18 protein-coding genes are annotated in these 19,681 nt (G+C 61.5%); 10 read left to right on the top strand and 8 right to left on the bottom strand.

The features are described from left to right. On the bottom strand, window positions 1-1,255 hold a 1,255-nt coding region (locus P0D89_RS22050), incomplete at its 3' end, for a nitrite/sulfite reductase (RefSeq protein WP_408365990.1). A 321-nt stretch (window positions 1,256-1,576) separates the two neighbouring features. On the opposite strand from P0D89_RS22050, the gene P0D89_RS22045 reads away from it, so the two are divergent. Further along, on the top strand, window positions 1,577-2,995 hold the full coding sequence (locus P0D89_RS22045) for an aminotransferase-like domain-containing protein (protein ID WP_408365992.1): 1,419 nt from the start codon (window positions 1,577-1,579) through the stop codon (window positions 2,993-2,995). A 95-nt stretch (window positions 2,996-3,090) separates the two neighbouring features. On the opposite strand, the gene P0D89_RS22040 is transcribed toward P0D89_RS22045, so the two are convergent. Further along, window positions 3,091-3,294: a DUF2970 domain-containing protein gene (locus P0D89_RS22040; protein WP_171928221.1), complete on the bottom strand. Its 204-nt coding sequence runs from the start codon at window positions 3,292-3,294 to the stop codon at window positions 3,091-3,093. A gap of 341 nt (window positions 3,295-3,635) precedes the next feature. Here P0D89_RS22040 and P0D89_RS22035 point away from each other — a divergent pair, with 341 nt between their 5' ends. After that, entirely contained in the window at window positions 3,636-3,854 is a 219-nt protein-coding gene (locus tag P0D89_RS22035) for a hypothetical protein (RefSeq protein WP_408365995.1), read from the top strand. 294 nt (window positions 3,855-4,148) lie between these two features. Here the strand turns inward: P0D89_RS22035 and P0D89_RS22030 are convergent, their stop codons facing one another. The 3 genes from P0D89_RS22030 to P0D89_RS22020 form a co-directional block, all read right to left on the bottom strand. Continuing rightward, entirely contained in the window at window positions 4,149-4,310 is a 162-nt protein-coding gene (locus P0D89_RS22030) for a DUF2934 domain-containing protein (protein WP_408377201.1), read from the bottom strand. Between the two features lie 149 nt (window positions 4,311-4,459). Continuing rightward, window positions 4,460-4,819 (bottom strand): superinfection immunity protein, encoded by a 360-nt coding sequence (locus P0D89_RS22025; RefSeq protein ID WP_408365999.1) that lies wholly within the window; start codon window positions 4,817-4,819, stop codon window positions 4,460-4,462. Between the two features lie 43 nt (window positions 4,820-4,862). Then, the gene (locus P0D89_RS22020) at window positions 4,863-5,138 is read right to left on the bottom strand and encodes a hypothetical protein (protein ID WP_408366001.1); all 276 of its coding nucleotides are present in this window, start codon (window positions 5,136-5,138) and stop codon (window positions 4,863-4,865) included. A gap of 259 nt (window positions 5,139-5,397) precedes the next feature. Between P0D89_RS22020 and P0D89_RS22015 the strand changes: the two genes are divergently transcribed. After that, window positions 5,398-6,273, top strand: a complete 876-nt coding sequence (locus P0D89_RS22015; RefSeq protein ID WP_408366003.1) for an SDR family oxidoreductase — start codon at window positions 5,398-5,400, stop codon at window positions 6,271-6,273. A 54-nt stretch (window positions 6,274-6,327) separates the two neighbouring features. On the opposite strand, the gene P0D89_RS22010 is transcribed toward P0D89_RS22015, so the two are convergent. The 3 genes from P0D89_RS22010 to P0D89_RS22000 all read right to left on the bottom strand — a co-directional run bounded on the left by P0D89_RS22010 (window position 6,328) and on the right by P0D89_RS22000 (window position 7,569). Then, window positions 6,328-6,660: a hypothetical protein gene (locus P0D89_RS22010; RefSeq protein ID WP_408366047.1), complete on the bottom strand. Its 333-nt coding sequence runs from the start codon at window positions 6,658-6,660 to the stop codon at window positions 6,328-6,330. Continuing rightward, window positions 6,632-7,060 carry an SWIM zinc finger family protein gene (locus P0D89_RS22005; protein WP_408366005.1) on the bottom strand — a complete coding sequence of 143 codons (429 nt, stop codon included), beginning with the start codon at window positions 7,058-7,060 and terminating at the stop codon, window positions 6,632-6,634. The genes P0D89_RS22010 and P0D89_RS22005 overlap by 29 nt, the downstream gene beginning before the upstream one ends. 374 nt (window positions 7,061-7,434) lie before the next feature. Beyond that, window positions 7,435-7,569: a hypothetical protein gene (locus tag P0D89_RS22000; protein WP_408366007.1), complete on the bottom strand. Its 135-nt coding sequence runs from the start codon at window positions 7,567-7,569 to the stop codon at window positions 7,435-7,437. Between the two features lie 587 nt (window positions 7,570-8,156). Between P0D89_RS22000 and P0D89_RS21995 the strand changes: the two genes are divergently transcribed. The 7 genes from P0D89_RS21995 to P0D89_RS21965 all read left to right on the top strand — a co-directional run bounded on the left by P0D89_RS21995 (window position 8,157) and on the right by P0D89_RS21965 (window position 19,599). Then, window positions 8,157-9,479: a TIGR00366 family protein gene (locus P0D89_RS21995; protein WP_408366009.1), complete on the top strand. Its 1,323-nt coding sequence runs from the start codon at window positions 8,157-8,159 to the stop codon at window positions 9,477-9,479. A 48-nt stretch (window positions 9,480-9,527) separates the two neighbouring features. Next, window positions 9,528-9,872, top strand: a complete 345-nt coding sequence (locus tag P0D89_RS21990; RefSeq protein ID WP_408377195.1) for a hypothetical protein — start codon at window positions 9,528-9,530, stop codon at window positions 9,870-9,872. A gap of 45 nt (window positions 9,873-9,917) precedes the next feature. Continuing rightward, window positions 9,918-10,112: a hypothetical protein gene (locus P0D89_RS21985; protein ID WP_408366013.1), complete on the top strand. Its 195-nt coding sequence runs from the start codon at window positions 9,918-9,920 to the stop codon at window positions 10,110-10,112. 395 nt (window positions 10,113-10,507) lie between these two features. Continuing rightward, window positions 10,508-11,344 carry an IclR family transcriptional regulator gene (locus tag P0D89_RS21980; protein WP_408366015.1) on the top strand — a complete coding sequence of 279 codons (837 nt, stop codon included), beginning with the start codon at window positions 10,508-10,510 and terminating at the stop codon, window positions 11,342-11,344. A 365-nt stretch (window positions 11,345-11,709) separates the two neighbouring features. After that, on the top strand, window positions 11,710-13,128 hold the full coding sequence (locus tag P0D89_RS21975; RefSeq protein ID WP_408366017.1) for an MdtA/MuxA family multidrug efflux RND transporter periplasmic adaptor subunit: 1,419 nt from the start codon (window positions 11,710-11,712) through the stop codon (window positions 13,126-13,128). A gap of 18 nt (window positions 13,129-13,146) precedes the next feature. Next, window positions 13,147-16,272: an MdtB/MuxB family multidrug efflux RND transporter permease subunit gene (locus tag P0D89_RS21970; RefSeq protein WP_408366019.1), complete on the top strand. Its 3,126-nt coding sequence runs from the start codon at window positions 13,147-13,149 to the stop codon at window positions 16,270-16,272. Between the two features lie 3 nt (window positions 16,273-16,275). Beyond that, the gene (locus P0D89_RS21965) at window positions 16,276-19,599 is read left to right on the top strand and encodes an efflux RND transporter permease subunit (protein ID WP_408366021.1); all 3,324 of its coding nucleotides are present in this window, start codon (window positions 16,276-16,278) and stop codon (window positions 19,597-19,599) included. Window positions 19,600-19,681 lie beyond the last annotated feature (82 nt).

Here is a 19,681-nt window from a genome sequence, read left to right as displayed (position 1 = left end):
CCCACAAGGCAAAGAGGTTGTCTGCAGCCACCCAGGGAAGGACGACATTCTGAGTATGCGTCACGCGTGCCTCGCCCACTGAGAAGCGGTCCGCCAGATCGGCAAGCCTCTCCAACTGCCCGGCTGATGCATCTCCGGGTGCTTGTCCGAGACGCTTGAATGACAGCGTGACGATACGTAGTGCCGGGTCCTTATGGAGCGCCACGTTTCGCTGCATCCACCGCATGAAAACCGGATTGTCAGTTGGCGCATCCTTCCTCGCAGCGTGCTTTGACTCGCAACGGGTCACCGCTGGTGGCACGAACGAGGCGGTCACGCGCTCAAGTTCCGCCGGCGGAATCGTATGCGGACCTCCATCCTGCTCGACGATCTCTCGAAACTCGTCCTCAACATCGTCGATGTAGCGCTGCCCCTCGGCCTTAACCAGAATCTTGATGCGAGCCTTGTACTTGTTGTCGCGCCTACCGTAGCGGTTGTACACGCGCATGACCGCTTCAATGTAGTTCATGATCTGATTCCAGGGCAAAAACTCACGAAGCACGGAGCCGACCATTGGCGTGCGCCCCATGCCTCCGCCGACCGTTACTCGAAAACCCAGTTCACCCAGTTCATTGCGCAAGAGTCGGAGGCCGACATCATGCCAATCAGTTGCGGCACGGTCCTCTGCGGCTCCTGTTACCGCAATCTTGAATTTACGCGGCAGGAATGCGAACTCGGGGTGCAGGGTCGTCCATTGCCGCATGAGTTCGGCGAAAGGCCGTGGGTCGGCAATTTCATCAGGGGCGACACCTGCGCGCTCGTCGCAAGAGATGTTGCGGATGCAGTTACCGCTGGTTTGAATGCCATGCATGTCGACGGACGCCAGAAGGTCCATCACATCAGCGGCCTTGCTCAAGGGAATCCAGTTGAACTGCACGTTGGTTCGTGTCGTGAAGTGCGCTGAATTTGTCGGTAAATGGGTCGTACCCAGCCTGCCCTGGGCGTCAGCAGCCTTTAGATAGACCTCAGGCTCGGGTGCGTCGAACTCTCGCGCAATGCGGGCCAAGACGCGGAGCTGGGCGCTCGACAATTCGCCATATGGCACGGCGACGCGCAACATTGGCGCGTGGCGCTGTACATACCAGCCGTTCTGCAGGCGCAGCGGACGAAAGTCGTCTTCACTCAACCGACCGCTTTCCCAGCGTTCCAGTTGGTCCCGAAACTGCGCCGCGCGGCTCTTGACAAATGCTTTGTCGAATTCGTTGTACTGGTACATGAGTAGGGAGCGTCTCGCGTCGCGGTATTACGCGACGTAATTGAAGGCAAGGGATCCTGGAGGCAACCCTCCGAAAGGCGTCAGAGGCTACGATAGGCGCCTTGCCCTCCGGCGAAAAGAAGCAGAAGCCGCTGATGTTTGCGTAGCAGGCAAGTTCGGTTGGTAGCGCCCGCTCAATCGTTGCTGCCCCCCAAGGTCGTTACTGGCTCATCAACGGAAGCGGTAGTATTGCGGCACCGATTCTCGGTAGACGCGCCGGGAATCACGGGAGAAAACGTGCGCTGCGAGTTCGGTTACTGAAGAACACCGTAAGGGCAATCAATGAATCGCTACGAGACTATTGCGAAGAATCTGGCAACGCAAATCCGGGAAGGCCTTCTTCCAGCCGGAGCCAAGCTTCCGTCGCTTCGCCACCTGATCGTGCAGTACGGCGTGAGCCAGTCGACGGTATTTCGCGCCTACTCGCTCCTTGAGCAGTGGGGTCTCGTGCGTGCCGAGGAGCGTGCCGGGTATTTCGTCACTCAGGGCGCCACGGTGAACGAGACGGTTCGGGCAGAAGGACTCGCAACGGAACCAAGGAAGGTAGACATCAGCGACTTGGTGTTCTCCGTGCTCGAATCCGCCCGGCATGCGGACATTGTGCCGTTGGGTTCAGCGTTCCCCTCGCCACAACTCTTTCCAACTGCGCGGCTTCTGAAGTCACTGGTCTCCGGCACGCGGTCGCTCACCCCATGGAACACGGTGGAAGACCTGCCGCCCGGCAACGACCATCTCCGCCAGCAAATCAGTCTTCGCTACGTTGGAACGGGCATGTCCGTGTCGCCGAACGAGATTCTCATTACAAATGGCGCCCTCGAAGCGTTGAATCTATGTTTGATGGCTGTCACCCGGCCTGGAGACCTCGTAGCAGTGGAGTCCCCGGGTTTCTACGCCGCCCTGCAAGCTATTGAACGGCTCGACCTTCGAGCTGTAGAGATACCGGTCGACCCGGTGACCGGCCTTGACCTCGAAGCGTTACAAAGTGCGCTTGACCAGCATCCCATTCGAGCGTGCTGGTTCATGCCCAACTTCCAGAATCCGACCGGCACCTCCTTGTCGGCCGAGAAGAAGCGCGCTCTGGTCGAATTACTGCGTGGACGCGAAGTACCGCTCATCGAAGACGACGTCTATCAGGAGCTTCATTTCAGCCGTGACCGTCCGCTGCCGGCCAAAGCGTTCGATACGCAGGGGCTTGTCATGCACTGCAGTTCATTTTCAAAAACACTCGCGCCCGGCTACCGAATCGGGTGGACGGCGCCTGGCCGATTCGCTGACAAAGTCCGACGGTTGAAGCTGATGACCACACTTTCTGCGTGCATTCCCGCGCAAGCAGGCATTGCCGACTATCTGCAGCACGGAGGATACGACAAACACTTGCGCTCACTGCGTTCGTCGCTTCAGTCGCAGCTCGAGCAAATGGAGACGGCACTGCATAAGTGGCTGCCAAGTACCGTTAGGTGGGTGCGTCCGACTGGTGGCTACCTGCTGTGGCTACAGCTCCCGCAGTCCGTCAAAGCCATGGAGCTTCATGGGTTGGCCAGCGCGCGCGGTATCAGCATCGCTCCGGGGCCGATTTTTTCAGCTACGCACGGGTTCCAGGACTGTATCCGGCTCAATTTCGGCCATCCTTGGGACAATCGCTTCGAAAACGCGGTTCGCGCACTCGCCCAGATCCTCGACGACCCTTCTATTCACGGCTAGTGCCACCAGTGCAGCTTCAACCGTCGAGTCTGCGTCACGAAGCGCTCTGCGGCACTTTTGCCTTATCCAATCCGCCTGCACGAACGCGCTTGCAATCAGAATCCTTGTGCCGAACTTGTGACGTCGGCAATCAGATGTACGGCTCCAAAGATGAGCAAGCCAATCATCAGGGCGAGCGCGACTGCGACAAACGGCAGCAGCACCATGTTGACATTCGCCAGATCCGCCTCATGAGCAGCGCGTTTGCGCACTCCAAAAAAGCTGGCCAACACCATGCAAACCATGCGGAAAAGTTCCACGATTTCTCTCCCAGAAATCCATCTCATGCTTAATAGTCTCGTATCTCTCCCGGCACTAGAAGAAGCAGTTCTCGCCAATTTGAGGTAAGCAGGAGTTGAGGGTGCAGTGGAAATGTGAACAGAATTGGACTTGCGTTGCTGACGGCGACGCTCGCGCCGGCTGCTATCGCGGCTGGCAGCTATTCCCAGGGTTTGGAATTCGCCTGAGGCGAGTGCGGTCGCCCACATCCCGGAAGCCGTTCCGGCGAATGAGCCAGATATACCGGAAATTCCGCGGGAAATACCGAGGGCAATGTGCTTCGCGTTGACTTGCGCAACGCGACTGTCGAGATGGCCTGCTGATGGAGTCTGAGAGCTACAACGGCTCTAACACGTCGGGACATGCAATCCGTGCGCATGCCGATATTCTGCAACCGGAGCGATATGCTGGCAGCGGAACAATCACAAAAAGCATGAGATTCGCAGAAGCCTCAAGCGTTCTTGGGTACTTTGAGTCTGACAAAGATGCCCACGTCGCTGGCCTTGCTTCGGCACGCGCGTGGATTGACGGCCACGAATAATCAGAACCGAATCGGCTAACGCTCCGGCTACCTGGCGGTTTCCTAACGCCGGCATCTTTGACGCGTATCGCTTCATGCTGACGAGTGCGCACGAAAGACCTCTACCGATGCGGAGACTTCATGCAAAAGAGTCCCTTTGAACTTATGGTTTTATCTGTCTAACAGACTCCTCGATTGAAGAAGAAGTTAGAGACATATCTATCTAATGGCATTAGTCAGGTTGGAATCTAAAATTTCCCAAGAGCCGAATAGCTCTTCGGATTTTTGTGCGGGATCTTCTTTTAGGAACTCTAGTCACACCAAGCTAGATTCCGAATCCGATTCTGCTAGCGAGCCATCCGCGCCTAACCGCTGCCGCGCCCTCTCCCAATATTCCTGGGAACGTCCGTCCGGACTTCCATCTTTCTCCCAAAGATAAAACGCGAGAGTACGAATTTGCTCCTCGGTAGCTGGCATTTCCATTTCAACCTCCAGAAAAACTCTTCAATTGGCTAGAGCTTTGCCGCTACGGCCAATCAGGTAAACAAATCTGAAAGCGGGACTTGGTACGGCGTCCGGCTCTCGAATGTCAAGTCCGTCCATTCACGCTTGGCCCGCAGCACCGACTAACCTCTTTTTTGGTAACGACTGCTTGCTGCAATGCGCGCGACTAACGGCACCAAGCGCGGGTTGAACGCAGGGATTGAGCTAGCACGACTTTCCGCTCGCGCAATGATTCCATCAATCGTGACTCGTGCAACCGCGCGCTGTGCCCGCCTCGCGAAGTGCCTCATACGGCGGTCGCTAACGGGATGCCGCGCCCACACCAGCGCGGCGAACCAACCGATGACCGTCCATCCGAGCAAGATATTTACCATGGTCACCGCAAAGGCGTCTTCGCGTTCTCTGGCGTCCGCGATGATTGAGGGCGCCAGATAGAGCATTAGCGCACCCAGGAACACAGCACCTTCAACAATCTTCAGCATTTCGACACCTCGCGACAACCTCGGTCAGCGAATGACCTTCAGATTAGTGGCCTGCGTACAGACGCCCAGCGGACTCGGCAGGTTGACGGCTACCAGATTCCGAAGACGACGCAACTACGCCACCGTACGATTCCTTAACGGAGCCGACCGCGTCGTTGCGTGCCGCTGCGACTGTTTGCGCGCTCTGGCCGCGTTGCGACGCAGGGGCACCCACCGACGGGCGATAGAAAGGTGCGGGGCCGTAGCCGCTGGCAAACGCAGGTGCAGCGATAGAGGCGGTAGCTGCGATGAGCAGGGCTGCAAGAAGTTTGTTTTTCACGATGACTCTCCAATCCGATTTTAAGAGCCGCGCAAATCGAGCAAGACTCGCGCCGCTGACAAAAGCTAGTTTAGGTGGCGCCTATCTTTTATCTAGGCCGATAGGGTGAAATCACAATTGCAAAAGGCCAAACAATGGCGCTCCCTACCGCGCATCGCGGGTTCGCGGGTATCCCGATGCTGGAGGAGGTTTGCGCACTGTTCCCAGCGCACCAATGACGGCAGAAGCGTATGCTGCTGTACATCATCAGGAGACGACCATGAGCCTTGCTGGCAAGACACTATTCATGTCCGGCGGCAGTCGCGGCATCGGACTCGCGATTGCACTCAGAGCCGCACGCGACGGCGCGAATGTCGTGATTGCCGCAAAGACCGCCGACCCAGACCCGCGTCTCGAGGGTACGATTCATACGGCGGCTGCAGCGGTTGAAGCGGCTGGCGGCAAGGCGCTCCCGCTTGTTGTGGATATCCGCGACGAAGAACGCGTGAAAGCGGCAGTTGCCGAGACCGTTGGTGTGTTCGGTGGCATCGATATCCTCGTGAACAACGCCAGCGCCATTCGACTGACTGGCACGCTTGACACACCCGTCAAACGGTACGACCTGATGCATGGGGTCAACGGCAGAGGCACGTTTGTGTGCGCGCAGGCGTGCCTGCCTCACCTCCTCAATTCGTCGAACCCGCACATCCTCACTCTGTCACCGCCACTGGTGTGCGACCCGAAGTGGTTTAAGGATTTTCCGGCGTACACCATCGCAAAATACACGATGAGCCTATTCACGCTGGCTCTTGCCGGCGAGTTTAAAGACCGTGGTATCGCCGTCAATTCATTATGGCCCCGAACAGCTATCGCGACCGCCGCTGTACGAAATGAGATTGGCGGAAAGGAAATGATTGCAGCGTGTCGCAAGCCTGAGATAGTCGCCGACGCGGCCCACTATATCCTGACGCGGCCAGCCAGGGAGTGTTCGGGAAACTTCTTCCTCGACGACGAGGTTCTGCTGGCAGCCGGTGTCCGCGACTTTGCGCAGTACGACGTGCAGGCTGGGGCTGCATTGCAAGCAGATTTCTTTGTAGAGGCGTTGCCGGGCATGCTGCCGGCGGACAATATGGCGAAGCCTGCCAAGGCGCCGTGAGATTTGCTGACCACAGTGGAACTCCTACGTGCTATCGCCTGTCACGACGTATCGCTAACCCAGCGCTGCCAACAATTTCATAAAGTTGCGCTTGGCGCGATACGTCTGGCGAATGGTCTCGAGCTCATCAACGAACTGTGCGTGCTCCTTCAGCCCTGCCCGCAACGTTCCGATTGTCCGCACTATGCCGAACGCTTCGTCATATCGGGCATTGCGCGTTCCGATTTCGGCCGCAATCGGCAGCAGTCGGTGATACAGCGCAATCGCATCGCGCGGATGCGTCTTGCCTCGAACTGCCGCCACCGTCGCCCACATGCTTGTCGCCACTGGACCTCCGCAGAACGCATCCCATGCGGCCTCACTTTCCCGCTCGGCGAGCCCCTCCATCGCCCGCTCCAGCCGCATCCGCAGCGCGGATTTGCTCTTCGTACGTCTTTCGCTTCTTGCGCGGCATTGCGGGCTCCGCTTCGTCAACATGAAACACTTCCTCACCCGAGTTTTCGAGCCATGAAAGCGCGACCGCAACGACATGCTTGCAGAAGATGCCGTCGTCGCCGACGGGGCAGTTGCATTCGTACGTCAGTTCTCCGCCGTCGCCTACGCCAAGTTCGACGCTGTACCGATGCGTGCCGCGCACACTGGTGCGAAGCACACCGTCATGCTCCTCAAGGCGCGACAGCACGCCGTCGTGGAAATAGGCTTTGCCCCGAGCAAAGGTCTTCGGGTCCGCCAGCGACTGGACCTCGGCGAGAGTAATGACGTCTGAAAGGGAGGTTGAGCGAGGCATCAGTATGTAGAGACGATTCGAGCAATGCCGCAAATCAAGGCTAGCGGAGACAATGCTACGGGACCGATGAATTGCCTGGTCGGACTGCCGGCGAATTTACATGTCACACCACATGTTGATGTGCGGCCAACACTGGCTCGCTTCGCTGAAGTCGTCTCCGGCAATGAACCGGCCACGATTGCATATGGCCACGCTTTCCCCTGTTGGTCCCACATCCTGGTTATTGCCAGGCACAGCGGGGTGACAGTTATCACGACTCTCACCAATGCTACACGCGTGCGTCGCCGTAGGCGCAGTCTAGCGCCTCATCGCGTCGGCAGATGAAAGCGCAGCGAAGTGTCATCGCCGGTTCGCTCGGCTACAAGTCGTTCATGTCAACTTTGACCGCACGAATAACTGATTTCAAGCGCGTCCGGGATGATCTGCTCGTTGTAGTCGCGCGGCAACCCCCTCACGCCGATGTCCTCGTCCGTGCCGCGCAGTACATTTGTATGTCGACAGACCATCACGAATACTCTCCGGTTTTTCAAAGACAGGCTATTGCGGACTATAGGGGAGGCCATCACATCCGCATCGTGCGCGACGACGAAGATGCCGGTATCAGTGGCGTAACCCTGCGGGAGCGGCCAGCGCGCTCATACAGTTGTTTTGGATGTCGATAGTCCAGAGCGGAAGTTCACGACCGTGCTCGTGTACGACGTCATCCCGGTACGCCCGGCCTTCGACGAACCAAACGTCTGCAAATCCGGCAATTCACAGCGCGGTTATCAGAAGTGAGTCAATGAGTTTGCTCTGAGTCGCCGCTGATAGTGACGATCGGGACGACGCCGTCGCGTCTGCGAGGCGTACTCGCCTGCGCGAGCTCGGCTTGTCCTGGTCGTTGCTTCGACGGTTCACGATTACCCCGTCTGCCTGTCCAAAACACGAATTCCGCCGAGGGCAGCCCTATCAATCAATCCTGTCTTTACCCACTGCAAAGTCGTGGCGCTCGTCGCTGCAGGATTTCTCGTTGTGTGCAAGAATCGCCGCCGCGCGGCTTACCGCCCATAACAATGACCGTAGGTCGGTTTCATCTTTGGTGACGAGGAGTAGACAGTTGATTCAGCGCATTTCCGCCTTTTTTACTCAGGTGGTGCACCGGATTTTGCCGGACCCCCTGATTTTTGCCATCCTCCTGACCGTCGTGACCTTCGCGCTCGCGCTTGGCTTGACGCCGAAGCCTCCAGCCGACCTCGTGATGCTATGGGGCTCTGGCTTCTGGAACCTGCTCGCATTCTCGATGCAGATGGCGATGATTCTTGTGACCGGTCACGCGTTGGCGAGTTCGGGCCCGGTCAAGCGAATGCTGGTTGCTTTGGCGAGCTCCGCGCGTACACCTGGCCAAGGCGTGATGCTGGTGGCGTTCGTAGGCGGGGTTGCCTGCGCCATCAACTGGGGATTCGGTCTGGTCCTTGGTGCGATGCTTGCTCGTGAGGTCGCTCGACGCGTTCCGGGAACGGACTACCGCCTCCTCGTCGCAAGCGCCTACATGGGGTTCCTGACGTGGCACGGTGGCTTGTCCGGGTCGGTCCCGCTCGTGGCGGCTACCAAGGGCAATCCCATGGAGAAGACAGTCGGGCTGATTCCGGTTTCCCACACAATTTTCACTGGCTACAACGCGTTTATTACCATCGGCCTCATCATTCTTTTGCCAATTCTGGCGAGACTCATGATGCCGAAACCTGAGGATGTCGTCACAGTTGACCCCGCCCTTTTGCAGGACCCACCGAGCGTCGAACGCAAGCTTTCTCCTAACGCAACGATGGCCGAGCGGATGGAGGAAAGCCGTGTATTAGCGTTCCTCGTGGCCGCACTGTGCGCCGCGTTTCTGGTAATCCGTTTCGTCAAGAAAGGCTTCGTACTTGATATCGATACCGTCAACCTCGTGTTTCTCGCGGCAGGTATCGTGCTTCACAAGACGCCGATGGCATACGCGCGCGCTGTAGCTGGCGCGGCGAAGGGCGCGTCCTCCATCATGATTCAGTTCCCCTTCTACGCGGGTATTCAGGCCCTCATGGACCATTCGGGACTGGCCGGCGTAATCACGAAGTGGTTTGTCGACATCGCGAACGTCCACACATTTCCGCTTCTAGCGTTCCTGAGCTCGGCACTAATCAATTTCGCAGTGCCATCAGGCGGCGGTCATTGGGTAGTGCAGGGACCGTTCGTCATGCCGGCGGCGCAAGCGCTCGGCGCGGACCTCGGCAAGTCCGCGATGGCAATTGCTTATGGCGAAGCGTGGACGAATATGGCGCAGCCGTTCTGGGCGCTGCCTGCGCTTGCTATCGCCGGTTTGGGCGTTCGGGACATCATGGGCTACTGCGTAACGGCGCTTCTGTTTTCAGGCGTGATTTTTGTGGCTGGTATGTACCTGTTCTGAGAAGGTCGCCGGTGCGCCGCAAACGAGGTGGCCATCCAGGAAGGCAGGTTGCAAAGCTTCATGTCCTTCCTCCTTCCGTATGAAGTACATCAGGCCGTTGCTGGTCGCCGACTGGGCACCAGATTCCTTGACCGAATTGATTTCGTAGCGATTGGGTCAAGTTTTTCTACGGACTTCGTCGAACGACCGCTTGGCGACTCAGCAGCGCAAAATCTGAAACGACTTCGGCTTCGGCTTCGGCTTAGCCTGACCCAAGAACAAGCTGCAATCCCGGCCGTTCTCGGGCCCGTCTATGTTTTCAAGATTGAAAGCAAGACGGTCACCGCAACGCTCGACACTCTGGACGCACTGGCGCGCGTGGTCGGCGTTGAAACCTGGCAACTGCTGGTTTGATGCCAGCAAGAAAGTCCGCCAAGGATTAAATCAAGTAAATTCTGAATGGGGAATCCCGCCCGGGTGGGCGGTCTGCGCATCGATCTCGACGGTGACATCGCAGCCCCGGAATCACTGCGGCGCACCAGCAAAAAGACGAAACCTGCAGACTTTGTTGCACGCAAGGGGGCGTTTAATGAATGCCGCAGACTTTTGTTGTGCGCCCATACGGGCGAAAAAAAAGGCGTCACGTTGCCGTGACGCCTTAAAAAGTTCTAGCCATTCCGAGGGCCGTGCTAGAACCTGAGAGACGATATTCGAAAGTTGGGCCGCTGCTGCGATGCCCGATGCGAGCTGACGATGAACGGTGAGAAGACGCTGGGCCGGACACTGCGCGAATCGCGGCGAGTTCAGAACTGGAAATGCGCCGTCTGAAATCGGCTTTCGAAATAGGATTCCATTTTTTATGGTTATGCTGACTAAGTCAAGCAAAATCTAAAGAGGCTTCATTCGGCGCGGCACAATCTCCCGATACAATTGAGTGTTCTATGAAAGTTTCAATGCACAGCCGGTCGGGGGGCCTCCGACGCCTTCCCGCGACTCGGTTGTTTAGCAGGTTGCGAACGCATAAATTGAAATAAAGTTCCAAGAAAAACATGAACCGATTCTCACCCTCCAGAACCGCCGCCGAGCCGGTCAAAGACAAAGACGGCTCGGGCGATGAAGTCACTGCGCTTGCGCGCGGCCTGACCGTGCTGCGCTCGGTTGCGGCCGCCGACTCGCCGCTCAGCAATCGCGAACTCACCGAACTGACCGGCATTCCCAAGCCGACCGTCTCGCGCATCACCGCCACGCTGGTCGGCGCCGGCTTCCTGCTCCGCCTGCCTGACAGCGAGCGCTTCGTGCTGACCTCATCGGTGCTGGAGTTGAGCAACGGCTTTCTGCGCAATTTCGACATCCGCGCGCGCGCCCGGCCGTTTCTGATCGAACTCGCCGAGCGCACCGCGCTGTCCGTGCATCTGGCCGTGCGCGACCGTCTCGACATGGTGGTGATCGACGCGATCCGGCCGCGCTCGGCAGTGCTGGTGTCGCGCCTCGAAATCGGCTCGCGGATGAATCTGAGCCGCACCGCGGTGGGCCGCGCGTACCTCGCGGCGCTCACGCAGCCGGAGCGCGACAAGCTGCTGGTCGGCTTGCAGGTGGCCGAAGGCGACGACTGGGGCCACATCGGCAGCCGCCTCGATAGCGCACTGCAGGAGACTGTCGAGCGCGGTTTCGCGATCGCCACCGGCGAGTGGCACGACGGCCTGAACGCGATCGCGCTGGGTTTCGTCGGCCCGTCGGGCGAGCGCTATGCAGTCAACTGCGGCGGCTCGGCAGACCAGTGCCCGCGCGACTGGCTGATCTCGCGCGCAGCGCCCGCGCTGCTCGAGTGCATCGGCAAGATCGTCGTCGAGATCGGCGGCACGCCGGGGCGCCGCCTCGACACCTGAGGCGGCAGCGGCACGCCGCGAGCCGGACAGCGCCATTTCCCGGAACGCCTGTAACCTTCGTAATCAAAAGAAAAATACGCGGGTGGACTGTTACAGACCCCGCAACGTAGGATCATGCATTCCCGCCGCGGGGCGCTCGCCCGGCGAGTCGTATTCGGCATCGAAAGCGGCTCGGCAAAACAATGATGATGCCGGATTGCGTTAACATCTCTGCCCTGCGCCCTGGGTAGCATCGCGCTGAACAAGCACGGCGCACCCGCTGTCGAAACCGCCTGTCATGCCGCGCGCGCGCAGGTCCGCCGAATTTTCGTAACGGCGCGACCGCGCGAGCAGCTCACATCCAAGCCAGCCACCTGACCGAACCGATGGACGAACAACAAAATCATCCGGAATCCCAACGCCCTGCCGCTCCGGCTTCACAACCGTCCTCCGGCGGCGCCCCGACGGGCGCGCCAGACCATGCCCCCGGCGTGGTCAAGCGGCACCGCGGCCGCAATATCGCACTGATCGTCGCGGCGCTGGTGATTCTCGGGGTCGTGCTGTGGCGCTGGCATCCGTGGGGCGGGCCCGGCGGCGGCGCCAGTGGCGCGAGCGGAGCCAGCGGCGCGTCGGGCGCCCGCAGCGGCGGCCGGGGCGGGCGCGGCGGCATGGCCAACATGCCGCAACCGGTCCATGTGGCAACTGCCACGCAAGGTGAGATGCCGGTGGTGCTGACCGCGCTAGGCACGGTCACCCCCCTCGCCACGGTCACTGTGCTGCCGCAGTTGAGCGGCGTGTTGCAAGACGTGTATTTCAAGGAAGGCCAGATGGTCAAGAAGGGCGACGTGCTGGCCCAGATCGACCCGCGCCCATACCAGATCTCGCTGGAGAACGCGCAAGGCACGCTGGTGCGCGACGAGGCGCTGCTGCAAACCGCCCGCCTCGACCTGAAGCGCTATCAGACGCTGCTCGCGCAGGACTCGATCGCGAGCCAGCAGGTCGATACGCAGGCGTCGCTCGTGCGCCAATACGAAGGCACCGTGAAGTCCGACAAGGCGAACGTCGACAGCTTCAAGCTCGACCTCGTCTACGCGCGCATCACCGCGCCGGTGTCGGGCCGCGTCGGGCTGCGCCAGGTCGACCCCGGCAACTACGTGACGTCGAGCCTCTCCACGGGCATCGTCGTGATCACGCAGTTGCAGCCGATCAGCGTGATCTTCACCACCTCGGAAGACAACCTGCAGCAGATCATCCAGCACACGCAGAACGGCGAGCAACTGTCGGCCACCGCGTACGACCGCAGCAACACCCGGTCGCTCGAAGCCGGCACGCTGAAGACGATGGACAACCAGATCGACACGACCACCGGCACGGTCCGGCTGCGCGCGCTCTTCCAGAACAACGACAACAAGCTGTTCCCGAATCAGTTCGTGAATACGCGCCTCCTCGTCGACACCATCAAGGACGCGGTGATCGTACCGACCACGGCCGTGCTCAACGGCTCGATGGGCCAGTTCGTGTACGTCGTGAAGGCGGACAACACGGTGACGGTGCGCCCGGTCAAGACCGGCCCGGTGGACGGCGAGCGTACCAGCATCAAATCGGGCCTGCAGGTCGGAGAGCGCGTCGTGACCGACGGTTCGGACCGGCTGCGCGAAGGCGCGAAAATCACGATTCCGGCCGACCGCCCGCGCGCCGCCTCCGGCGCGCATGGCGCGAGCGGCGCGGCCGCCGCGTCGGGAGCATCAGGCGCAGCGGGCGCCCGCGCGCATCACGGCAGACACGCGTCGCAAGCTTCGCAATAAAGGCACGGCACTTATCGCATGAATCCATCCCGCGCTTTTATCCTGCGTCCTGTCGGCACCGCGCTGCTGATGGCGGCGATCATGCTGGTCGGCCTCGTCGCGCTGCGCTTCCTGCCGCTGTCCGCGCTGCCCCAGGTCGACTATCCGACGATCCAGGTGCAGACCTTTTATCCGGGCGCGAGCCCGGAAGTGATGACCTCGTCCGTGACCGCGCCGCTCGAGCGGCAGTTCGGACAGATGCCGTCGTTGAATCAGATGTCGTCGCAAAGCTCGGCCGGCTCCTCGATCATCACGCTGCAATTCAGCCTCGATCTGCCGCTCGACATCGCCGAGCAGGAAGTCCAGGCCGCGATCAACGCGGCGGGCAATCTGCTGCCGTCCGACCTGCCCGCGCCGCCGATCTACGCGAAGGTCAACCCGGCCGACGCGCCGATCATCACGCTCGCGATCACCTCGAAGACGCTGCCGATGACCCAGGTGCAGGACATGGCCGACACGCGTCTCGCGCAGAAAATCTCGCAGGTCGCGGGCGTGGGTCTGGTGAGCGTGTCGGGCGGCCAGCGCCCGGCGGTGCGGATTCAGGCGAACCCGCGCGCGCTCGCCGCGTACGGGCTGAATCTGGACGACCTGCGCACCACCATCTCGAACCTGAACGTCAATACGCCGAAGGGCAACTTCGACGGTCCGACGCGCAACTACACGATCAACTCGAACGACCAGCTGACCGACGCCGACCAGTACAAGAGCGCGGTGATCGCATACAAGAACGGCCGTCCGGTGATGTTGACCGACGTCGCGAACATCGTGCAGGGGGCGGAGAACACCAAGCTCGGCGCGTGGGTCGACAACACGCCGGCGATCATCCTGAACGTGCAGCGCCAGCCGGGCGCCAACGTGATCCAGGTGGTGGACAGCATCAAGGCGCTGCTGCCGCAATTGCAGCAGGCGCTGCCCGCCGCGCTCGACGTGCAGATCGTCACCGACCGCACCACCACGATCCGCGCGTCGGTTCGCGACGTGCAGTTCGAACTGGCGATGTCGGTGGTGCTGGTCGTGCTGGTGATGTACCTGTTCCTCGCCAACGTCTACGCGACCATCATTCCGAGCTTGTCGGTGCCGCTGTCGCTGATCGGCACGCTCGCCGTGATGTACCTGTGCGGCTTCTCGCTCGACAACCTGTCGCTGATGGCGCTGACCATCGCGACCGGCTTCGTGGTCGACGACGCGATCGTGATGATCGAGAACATCGCGCGCTACGTCGAGGACGGCGACCCGCCGCTCGAAGCGGCGCTGAAGGGTTCGAAACAGATCGGCTTCACGATCATTTCGCTGACGGTGTCGCTGATTGCCGTGCTGATCCCGCTGCTCTTCATGGGTGACGTGGTCGGCCGGCTGTTCCACGAATTCGCGATCACGCTCGCGGTGACCATCGTGATTTCGGCGGTCGTGTCGCTCACGCTGGTGCCGATGATGTGCGCGAAACTGCTGCGCCACACGCCGCCGCATGAGAGCCACCGCTTCGAGGCGAAGGCGCACCGTTTCATCGACTGGGTGATCGCCCGCTATGCGGTCGCGCTCACATGGGTGCTGAACCGGCAGCGTTCCACGCTGGTGGTCGCCGTGCTCACGCTGGTGCTGACGGGCCTGCTGTACGTCTACATTCCGAAGGGCTTCTTCCCGGTCCAGGATACCGGCGTGATCCAGGCGATCACGCAGGCGCCGCAGTCGGTATCGTATGCGTCGATGGCCGAGCGCCAGCAGGAACTCGCCGCGCAGATCCTGAAGAATCCGGATGTTGAAAGCCTTACCTCGTTCATCGGCGTTGACGGCAGCAACATCACGCTGAACAGCGGCCGCATGCTGATCAACCTGAAGCCGCGCGACGACCGCAGCAACACCGCGAGCGAGGTGATCCGCCAGTTGCAGAAGGATGTCGCGCATATCGCGGGCGCGTCGCTGTTCATGCAGCCGGTGCAGGATCTGACGATCGACTCGACCGTGAGCCCGACGCAGTACCAGTTCATGCTGACCGATGCGAACATCAACGAATTCACGACGTGGGTGCCGAAGCTCGTCGACCGCCTGAAGCAGGCGCCGGAACTCGCGGACGTGGCGACCGACCTGCAGGATAACGGCCGCTCGGTGTTCATCCAGATCGACCGGGCCACCGCGTCGCGCTTCGGCATCACGCCGGCCACCATCGACAGCGCACTGTACGACGCGTACGGCCAGCGCATCATCTCGACCATCTTCACGCAGTCGAACCAGTACCGCGTGATTCTGGAAGCCTTGCCCGAGATGCAGCACTACACCGACTCGCTGAACTCGATCTACCTGCCCTCTTCCACGTCGACGGGCGGCCAGGTGCCGCTGTCGGCGATCGCGAAGTTCATCGAGCAGCCCGCGCCGCTGCTCGTCACGCATCTGAGCCAGTTCCCGGCCACCACGGTGTCGTTCAACCTCGCACCGGGCTCGTCGCTCGGCGCGGCGGTCAAGGCGATCAGCCAGGCCGAGAAGGACATCGGCTTGCCGCCGTCGTTCCAGACGCGCTACCAGGGCGCGGCGCTCGCGTTCCAGGCGTCGCTTTCCAACGAGCTGTTCCTGATTCTCGCCGCCATCGTCACGATGTACATCGTGCTCGGCGTGCTGTACGAGAGCTTCATCCATCCGATCACGATTCTCTCCACGCTGCCTTCGGCCGGGGTCGGCGCGCTGCTCGCGCTGCTAATCACCGGGCATGATCTGGACATCATCGGCATTATCGGCATCGTGCTGCTGATCGGTATCGTGAAGAAGAACGCGATCATGATGATCGACTTCGCGCTGTACGCCGAGCGCGAGGAAGGCAAGCCGCCGCGCGAAGCGATCTACCAGGCGTGTCTGCTGCGCTTCCGGCCGATCCTGATGACCACCCTCGCCGCGCTGCTCGGCGCACTGCCGCTGATGCTCGGCACCGGCGCCGGTTCGGAGCTGCGCCGGCCGCTCGGTATCGCGATCGCGGGCGGCCTGATCGTCAGCCAGCTGCTGACGCTGTTCACCACGCCGGTGATCTACCTCGCGTTCGATTCGCTCGGCCGCCGCGCGCGCGAGCGCTTCAACCGCGGCAAACCGACGACGCCGCCCGCCACCGATGCGGGGACTTGAGCGATGAACCTGTCGCGTCCGTTTATCTCGCGCCCGGTCGCCACCACGCTGCTGGCGATCGGCATCGCACTGGCCGGTATTTTCGCGTTCACCAAGCTGCCGGTCGCGCCGCTGCCGCAGGTCGATTTCCCGACCATTTCGATTCAGGCCACGTTGCCGGGCGCGAGCCCGGAGACCGTGGCCACCAGTGTCGCAAGTCCGCTCGAGAGGCATCTCGGCTCGATCGCCGACGTCACCGAAATGACCTCGCAGAGCTCGGTCGGCTCGACGCGGATCACGATGCAGTTCGGCCTGAACCGCGACATCGACGGCGCCGCGCGCGACGTGCAGGCCGCGATCAACGCCGCGCGCGCCGACCTGCCGACCAGCCTGCGCAGCAACCCGACGTACCACAAGGTCAACCCCGCCGACGCGCCGATCATGATTCTGGCGCTCACGTCGAACACGCTGACCGCCGGCCAGCTGTATGACTCGGCGGCCACCGTGCTGCAGCAGTCGCTCTCGCAGGTGGATGGCGTCGGCGAAGTGGATGTGAGCGGCTCGGCCAATCCGGCCGTGCGCGTCGAACTGGAGCCGCATGCGCTCGCGCACTACGGCATCGGCCTCGAAGACGTGCGCGCGGCACTCGCGGCAGCGAATGCAAACAGCCCGAAGGGCTCGATCGAGTTCGGCGCGAACCGCGTGCAGATCTACACCAACGACCAGGCAACCAAAGCAGCGCAATACAAGGATCTGGTCATCGCGTACCGCAACGGCGCGGCGGTGAAGCTCTCAGATGTAGCCGAGGTGGTCGATTCGGTCGAGGATCTGCGCAACCTGGGACTCTTTAACGGCAAGCGTTCGGTGCTGGTGATTCTGTACCGTCAGCCGGGCGCGAACATCATCGACACCATCGACCGCGTGACGGCGATGCTGCCGCAACTGCACGCGTCGCTGCCCGCCGACGTCGACATCTCGCCCACCGCCGACCGCTCCACCACGATCCGCGCGTCGCTGCGCGACACCGAGCGCACGCTGATGGTCGCGGTGGTGCTGGTGGTGATGGTGGTGTTCCTGTTCCTGCGCAACTGGCGCGCCACGCTGATTCCGAGCGTGGCCGTGCCGATCTCGATCATCGGCACGTTCGGCGCGATGTACCTGCTGGGCTTTTCGATCGACAACCTGTCGCTGATGGCGTTGACCATCGCGACCGGCTTCGTGGTCGACGACGCGATCGTGGTGCTGGAGAACATCTCCCGGCATATCGAGAACGGCGTGCCGCGCATGAAGGCCGCGTTTCTCGGCGCGCGCGAAGTCGGCTTCACCGTGATGTCGATCAGCATCTCGCTGGTCGCGGTGTTCCTGCCGATCCTTTTGATGGGCGGCATTGTCGGCCGGCTGTTCCGCGAGTTCGCGCTGACGCTGTCGCTCGCGATCGCCGTGTCGCTGGTCGTCTCGCTCACGCTCACGCCGATGATGTGCTCGCGCCTGTTGCGCGAGTCGCACCAGAAGAAGGAAGAAGGCCGTTTCGGGCGCTGGCTCGAAAGCGGCTTCACGTCGATGCAGCGCGGCTACGAGCGCACGCTCGGCTGGGCGCTGCTGCATCCGCGCCTGATCGTCACGGTCCTGCTGCTGACGATCGGCCTGAACATCTGGCTCTACATCGTCGTGCCGAAGGGCTTCTTTCCGCAGCAGGACACCGGGCGGCTGATCGGCGGCATTCAGGCCGACCAGAGCACGTCATTCCAGGCGATGAAGGGCAAGTTCGCGCAGATGATGGACATCGTCGGCAAGAACCCGGCGGTGGAAAGCGTGGTCGGCTTCACCGGCGGGCGGCAGACCAACTCGGGCTTCATGTTCGTGTCGCTGAAATCGAAGAGCGAACGCACGCTCTCCGCCGATCAGGTGATCCAGCAATTGCGCGCGCCGCTCGGCGACGTGGCGGGCGCCCGCACCTTCCTGCAGGCGGTGCAGGACATCCGCGTCGGCGGACGGCAATCGAACGCGCAATACCAGTTCACGCTGCTGGCCGATTCGACGCCCGACCTGTACCTGTGGGGGCCCAAGCTCACCGAGGCGCTGCAGGCTCGCAAGGAACTCGCGGACGTGAACTCCGACCAGCAGCAAGGCGGCCTCGAAGCGATGGTGACGATCGACCGCGCCACCGCGTCACGCTTCGGCATCAAGCCGGCGCAGATCGACAACACCTTGTACGACGCGTTCGGCCAGCGCCAGGTGTCGACCATCTACAACCCGCTGAACCAGTATCACGTCGTGATGGAAGTCGCGCCGCAGTACTGGCAGAGCCCGGAGATGCTCAAGCTGCTCTTCATCAGCACGTCGGGCGGCAGCGCGAGCGGCGCGCAGACCACCAATGCGCCGGCGGGCACGGTCACGTCGAAGGAAACCGAGAAGACCACCGCCACCACCAGCGCGGCCACCGGCGGTGCTGCGGGCACCACCGCGTCGAGCGCGGCGAGCATCGCCGCCGACTCCGCGCGCAACCAGGCGATCAACTCAATTGCGGCGAGCGGCAAATCAAGCGCGTCGTCGGGCGCGGCGGTGTCAACCTCGAAGGAGACCATGGTGCCGTTGTCGGCGATCGCGAGCTTCGCGCCGGGGACCACGCCGCTATCGGTGAATCACCAGAGCCAGTTCGTGGCCTCGACGATTTCGTTCAATCTGCCGCCGGGCGTGTCCCTGTCGACCGCGACCCAGGTGATCTACGACACGATGGCGCAGATCGGCATGCCGGGCACGATCCACGGCAGCTTCCAGGGCACGGCGCAGGCGTTCCAGCAGTCGATGTCCGACCAGCCGATCCTGATTCTGGCCGCGCTCGCAGCGGTGTATATCGTGCTGGGGATGCTGTACGAGAGCTATATCCACCCGCTGACGATTCTGTCGACGCTGCCTTCGGCGGGCGTGGGGGCATTGCTCGCGCTGCTGCTGTTCAAGACGGAGTTCAGCATCATCGCGCTGATCGGCGTGATCCTGCTGATCGGCATCGTGAAGAAGAACGCGATCATGATGGTGGACTTCGCGATCGAAGCGTCGCGGCAGGGCATGTCGTCGCGCGACGCGATTTTCCAGGCCTGTCTGCTGCGCTTCCGGCCGATCATGATGACCACCTTCGCGGCGCTGCTCGGCGCGTTGCCGCTCGCGTTCGGACGCGGCGAAGGCGCGGAGCTGCGCGCGCCGCTGGGGATCGCGATCGTCGGCGGCCTGATCGTCAGTCAGATGCTCACGCTGTACACCACGCCGGTGGTGTATCTGTATATGGATCGGATCCGGGTGCGGTGGGAGTCAAGGAAGGCGCGTAGCAGCGGTGTAGCGCCGTCTGCGTAGTAGATAGCGTCGCGCCGTTGCGCCGTGGGTTGTGCGTTTGTTTGATGCGCACCACCCACGGCGTGCTCAGCGGCAAAGAGCG

The sequence above is a fragment of the Paraburkholderia sp. RL18-085-BIA-A genome, from assembly GCF_046027075.1.
GTDB lineage: Bacteria > Pseudomonadota > Gammaproteobacteria > Burkholderiales > Burkholderiaceae > Paraburkholderia.
This window is presented reverse-complemented; position numbering and strand designations above follow the sequence as displayed.

What these genes read in the sequence shown, in the direction of transcription:
- P0D89_RS21985 (WP_408366013.1), top strand. Translation starts at nt 9,918, where the DNA reads ATGGGGAATCCCGCCCGGGTGGGCGGTCTGCGCATCGATCTCGACGGT.
- P0D89_RS22025 (WP_408365999.1), bottom strand. Translation starts at nt 4,819, where the DNA reads ATGCTGAAGATTGTTGAAGGTGCTGTGTTCCTGGGTGCGCTAATGCTC.
- P0D89_RS21970 (WP_408366019.1), top strand. Translation starts at nt 13,147, where the DNA reads ATGAATCCATCCCGCGCTTTTATCCTGCGTCCTGTCGGCACCGCGCTG.
- P0D89_RS21965 (WP_408366021.1), top strand. Translation starts at nt 16,276, where the DNA reads ATGAACCTGTCGCGTCCGTTTATCTCGCGCCCGGTCGCCACCACGCTG.
- P0D89_RS22010 (WP_408366047.1), bottom strand. Translation starts at nt 6,660, where the DNA reads ATGGAGGGGCTCGCCGAGCGGGAAAGTGAGGCCGCATGGGATGCGTTC.
- P0D89_RS21980 (WP_408366015.1), top strand. Translation starts at nt 10,508, where the DNA reads ATGAACCGATTCTCACCCTCCAGAACCGCCGCCGAGCCGGTCAAAGAC.
- P0D89_RS22045 (WP_408365992.1), top strand. Translation starts at nt 1,577, where the DNA reads ATGAATCGCTACGAGACTATTGCGAAGAATCTGGCAACGCAAATCCGG.
- P0D89_RS22030 (WP_408377201.1), bottom strand. Translation starts at nt 4,310, where the DNA reads ATGCCAGCTACCGAGGAGCAAATTCGTACTCTCGCGTTTTATCTTTGG.
- P0D89_RS22035 (WP_408365995.1), top strand. Translation starts at nt 3,636, where the DNA reads ATGGAGTCTGAGAGCTACAACGGCTCTAACACGTCGGGACATGCAATC.
- P0D89_RS22005 (WP_408366005.1), bottom strand. Translation starts at nt 7,060, where the DNA reads ATGCCTCGCTCAACCTCCCTTTCAGACGTCATTACTCTCGCCGAGGTC.
- P0D89_RS22015 (WP_408366003.1), top strand. Translation starts at nt 5,398, where the DNA reads ATGAGCCTTGCTGGCAAGACACTATTCATGTCCGGCGGCAGTCGCGGC.
- P0D89_RS21975 (WP_408366017.1), top strand. Translation starts at nt 11,710, where the DNA reads ATGGACGAACAACAAAATCATCCGGAATCCCAACGCCCTGCCGCTCCG.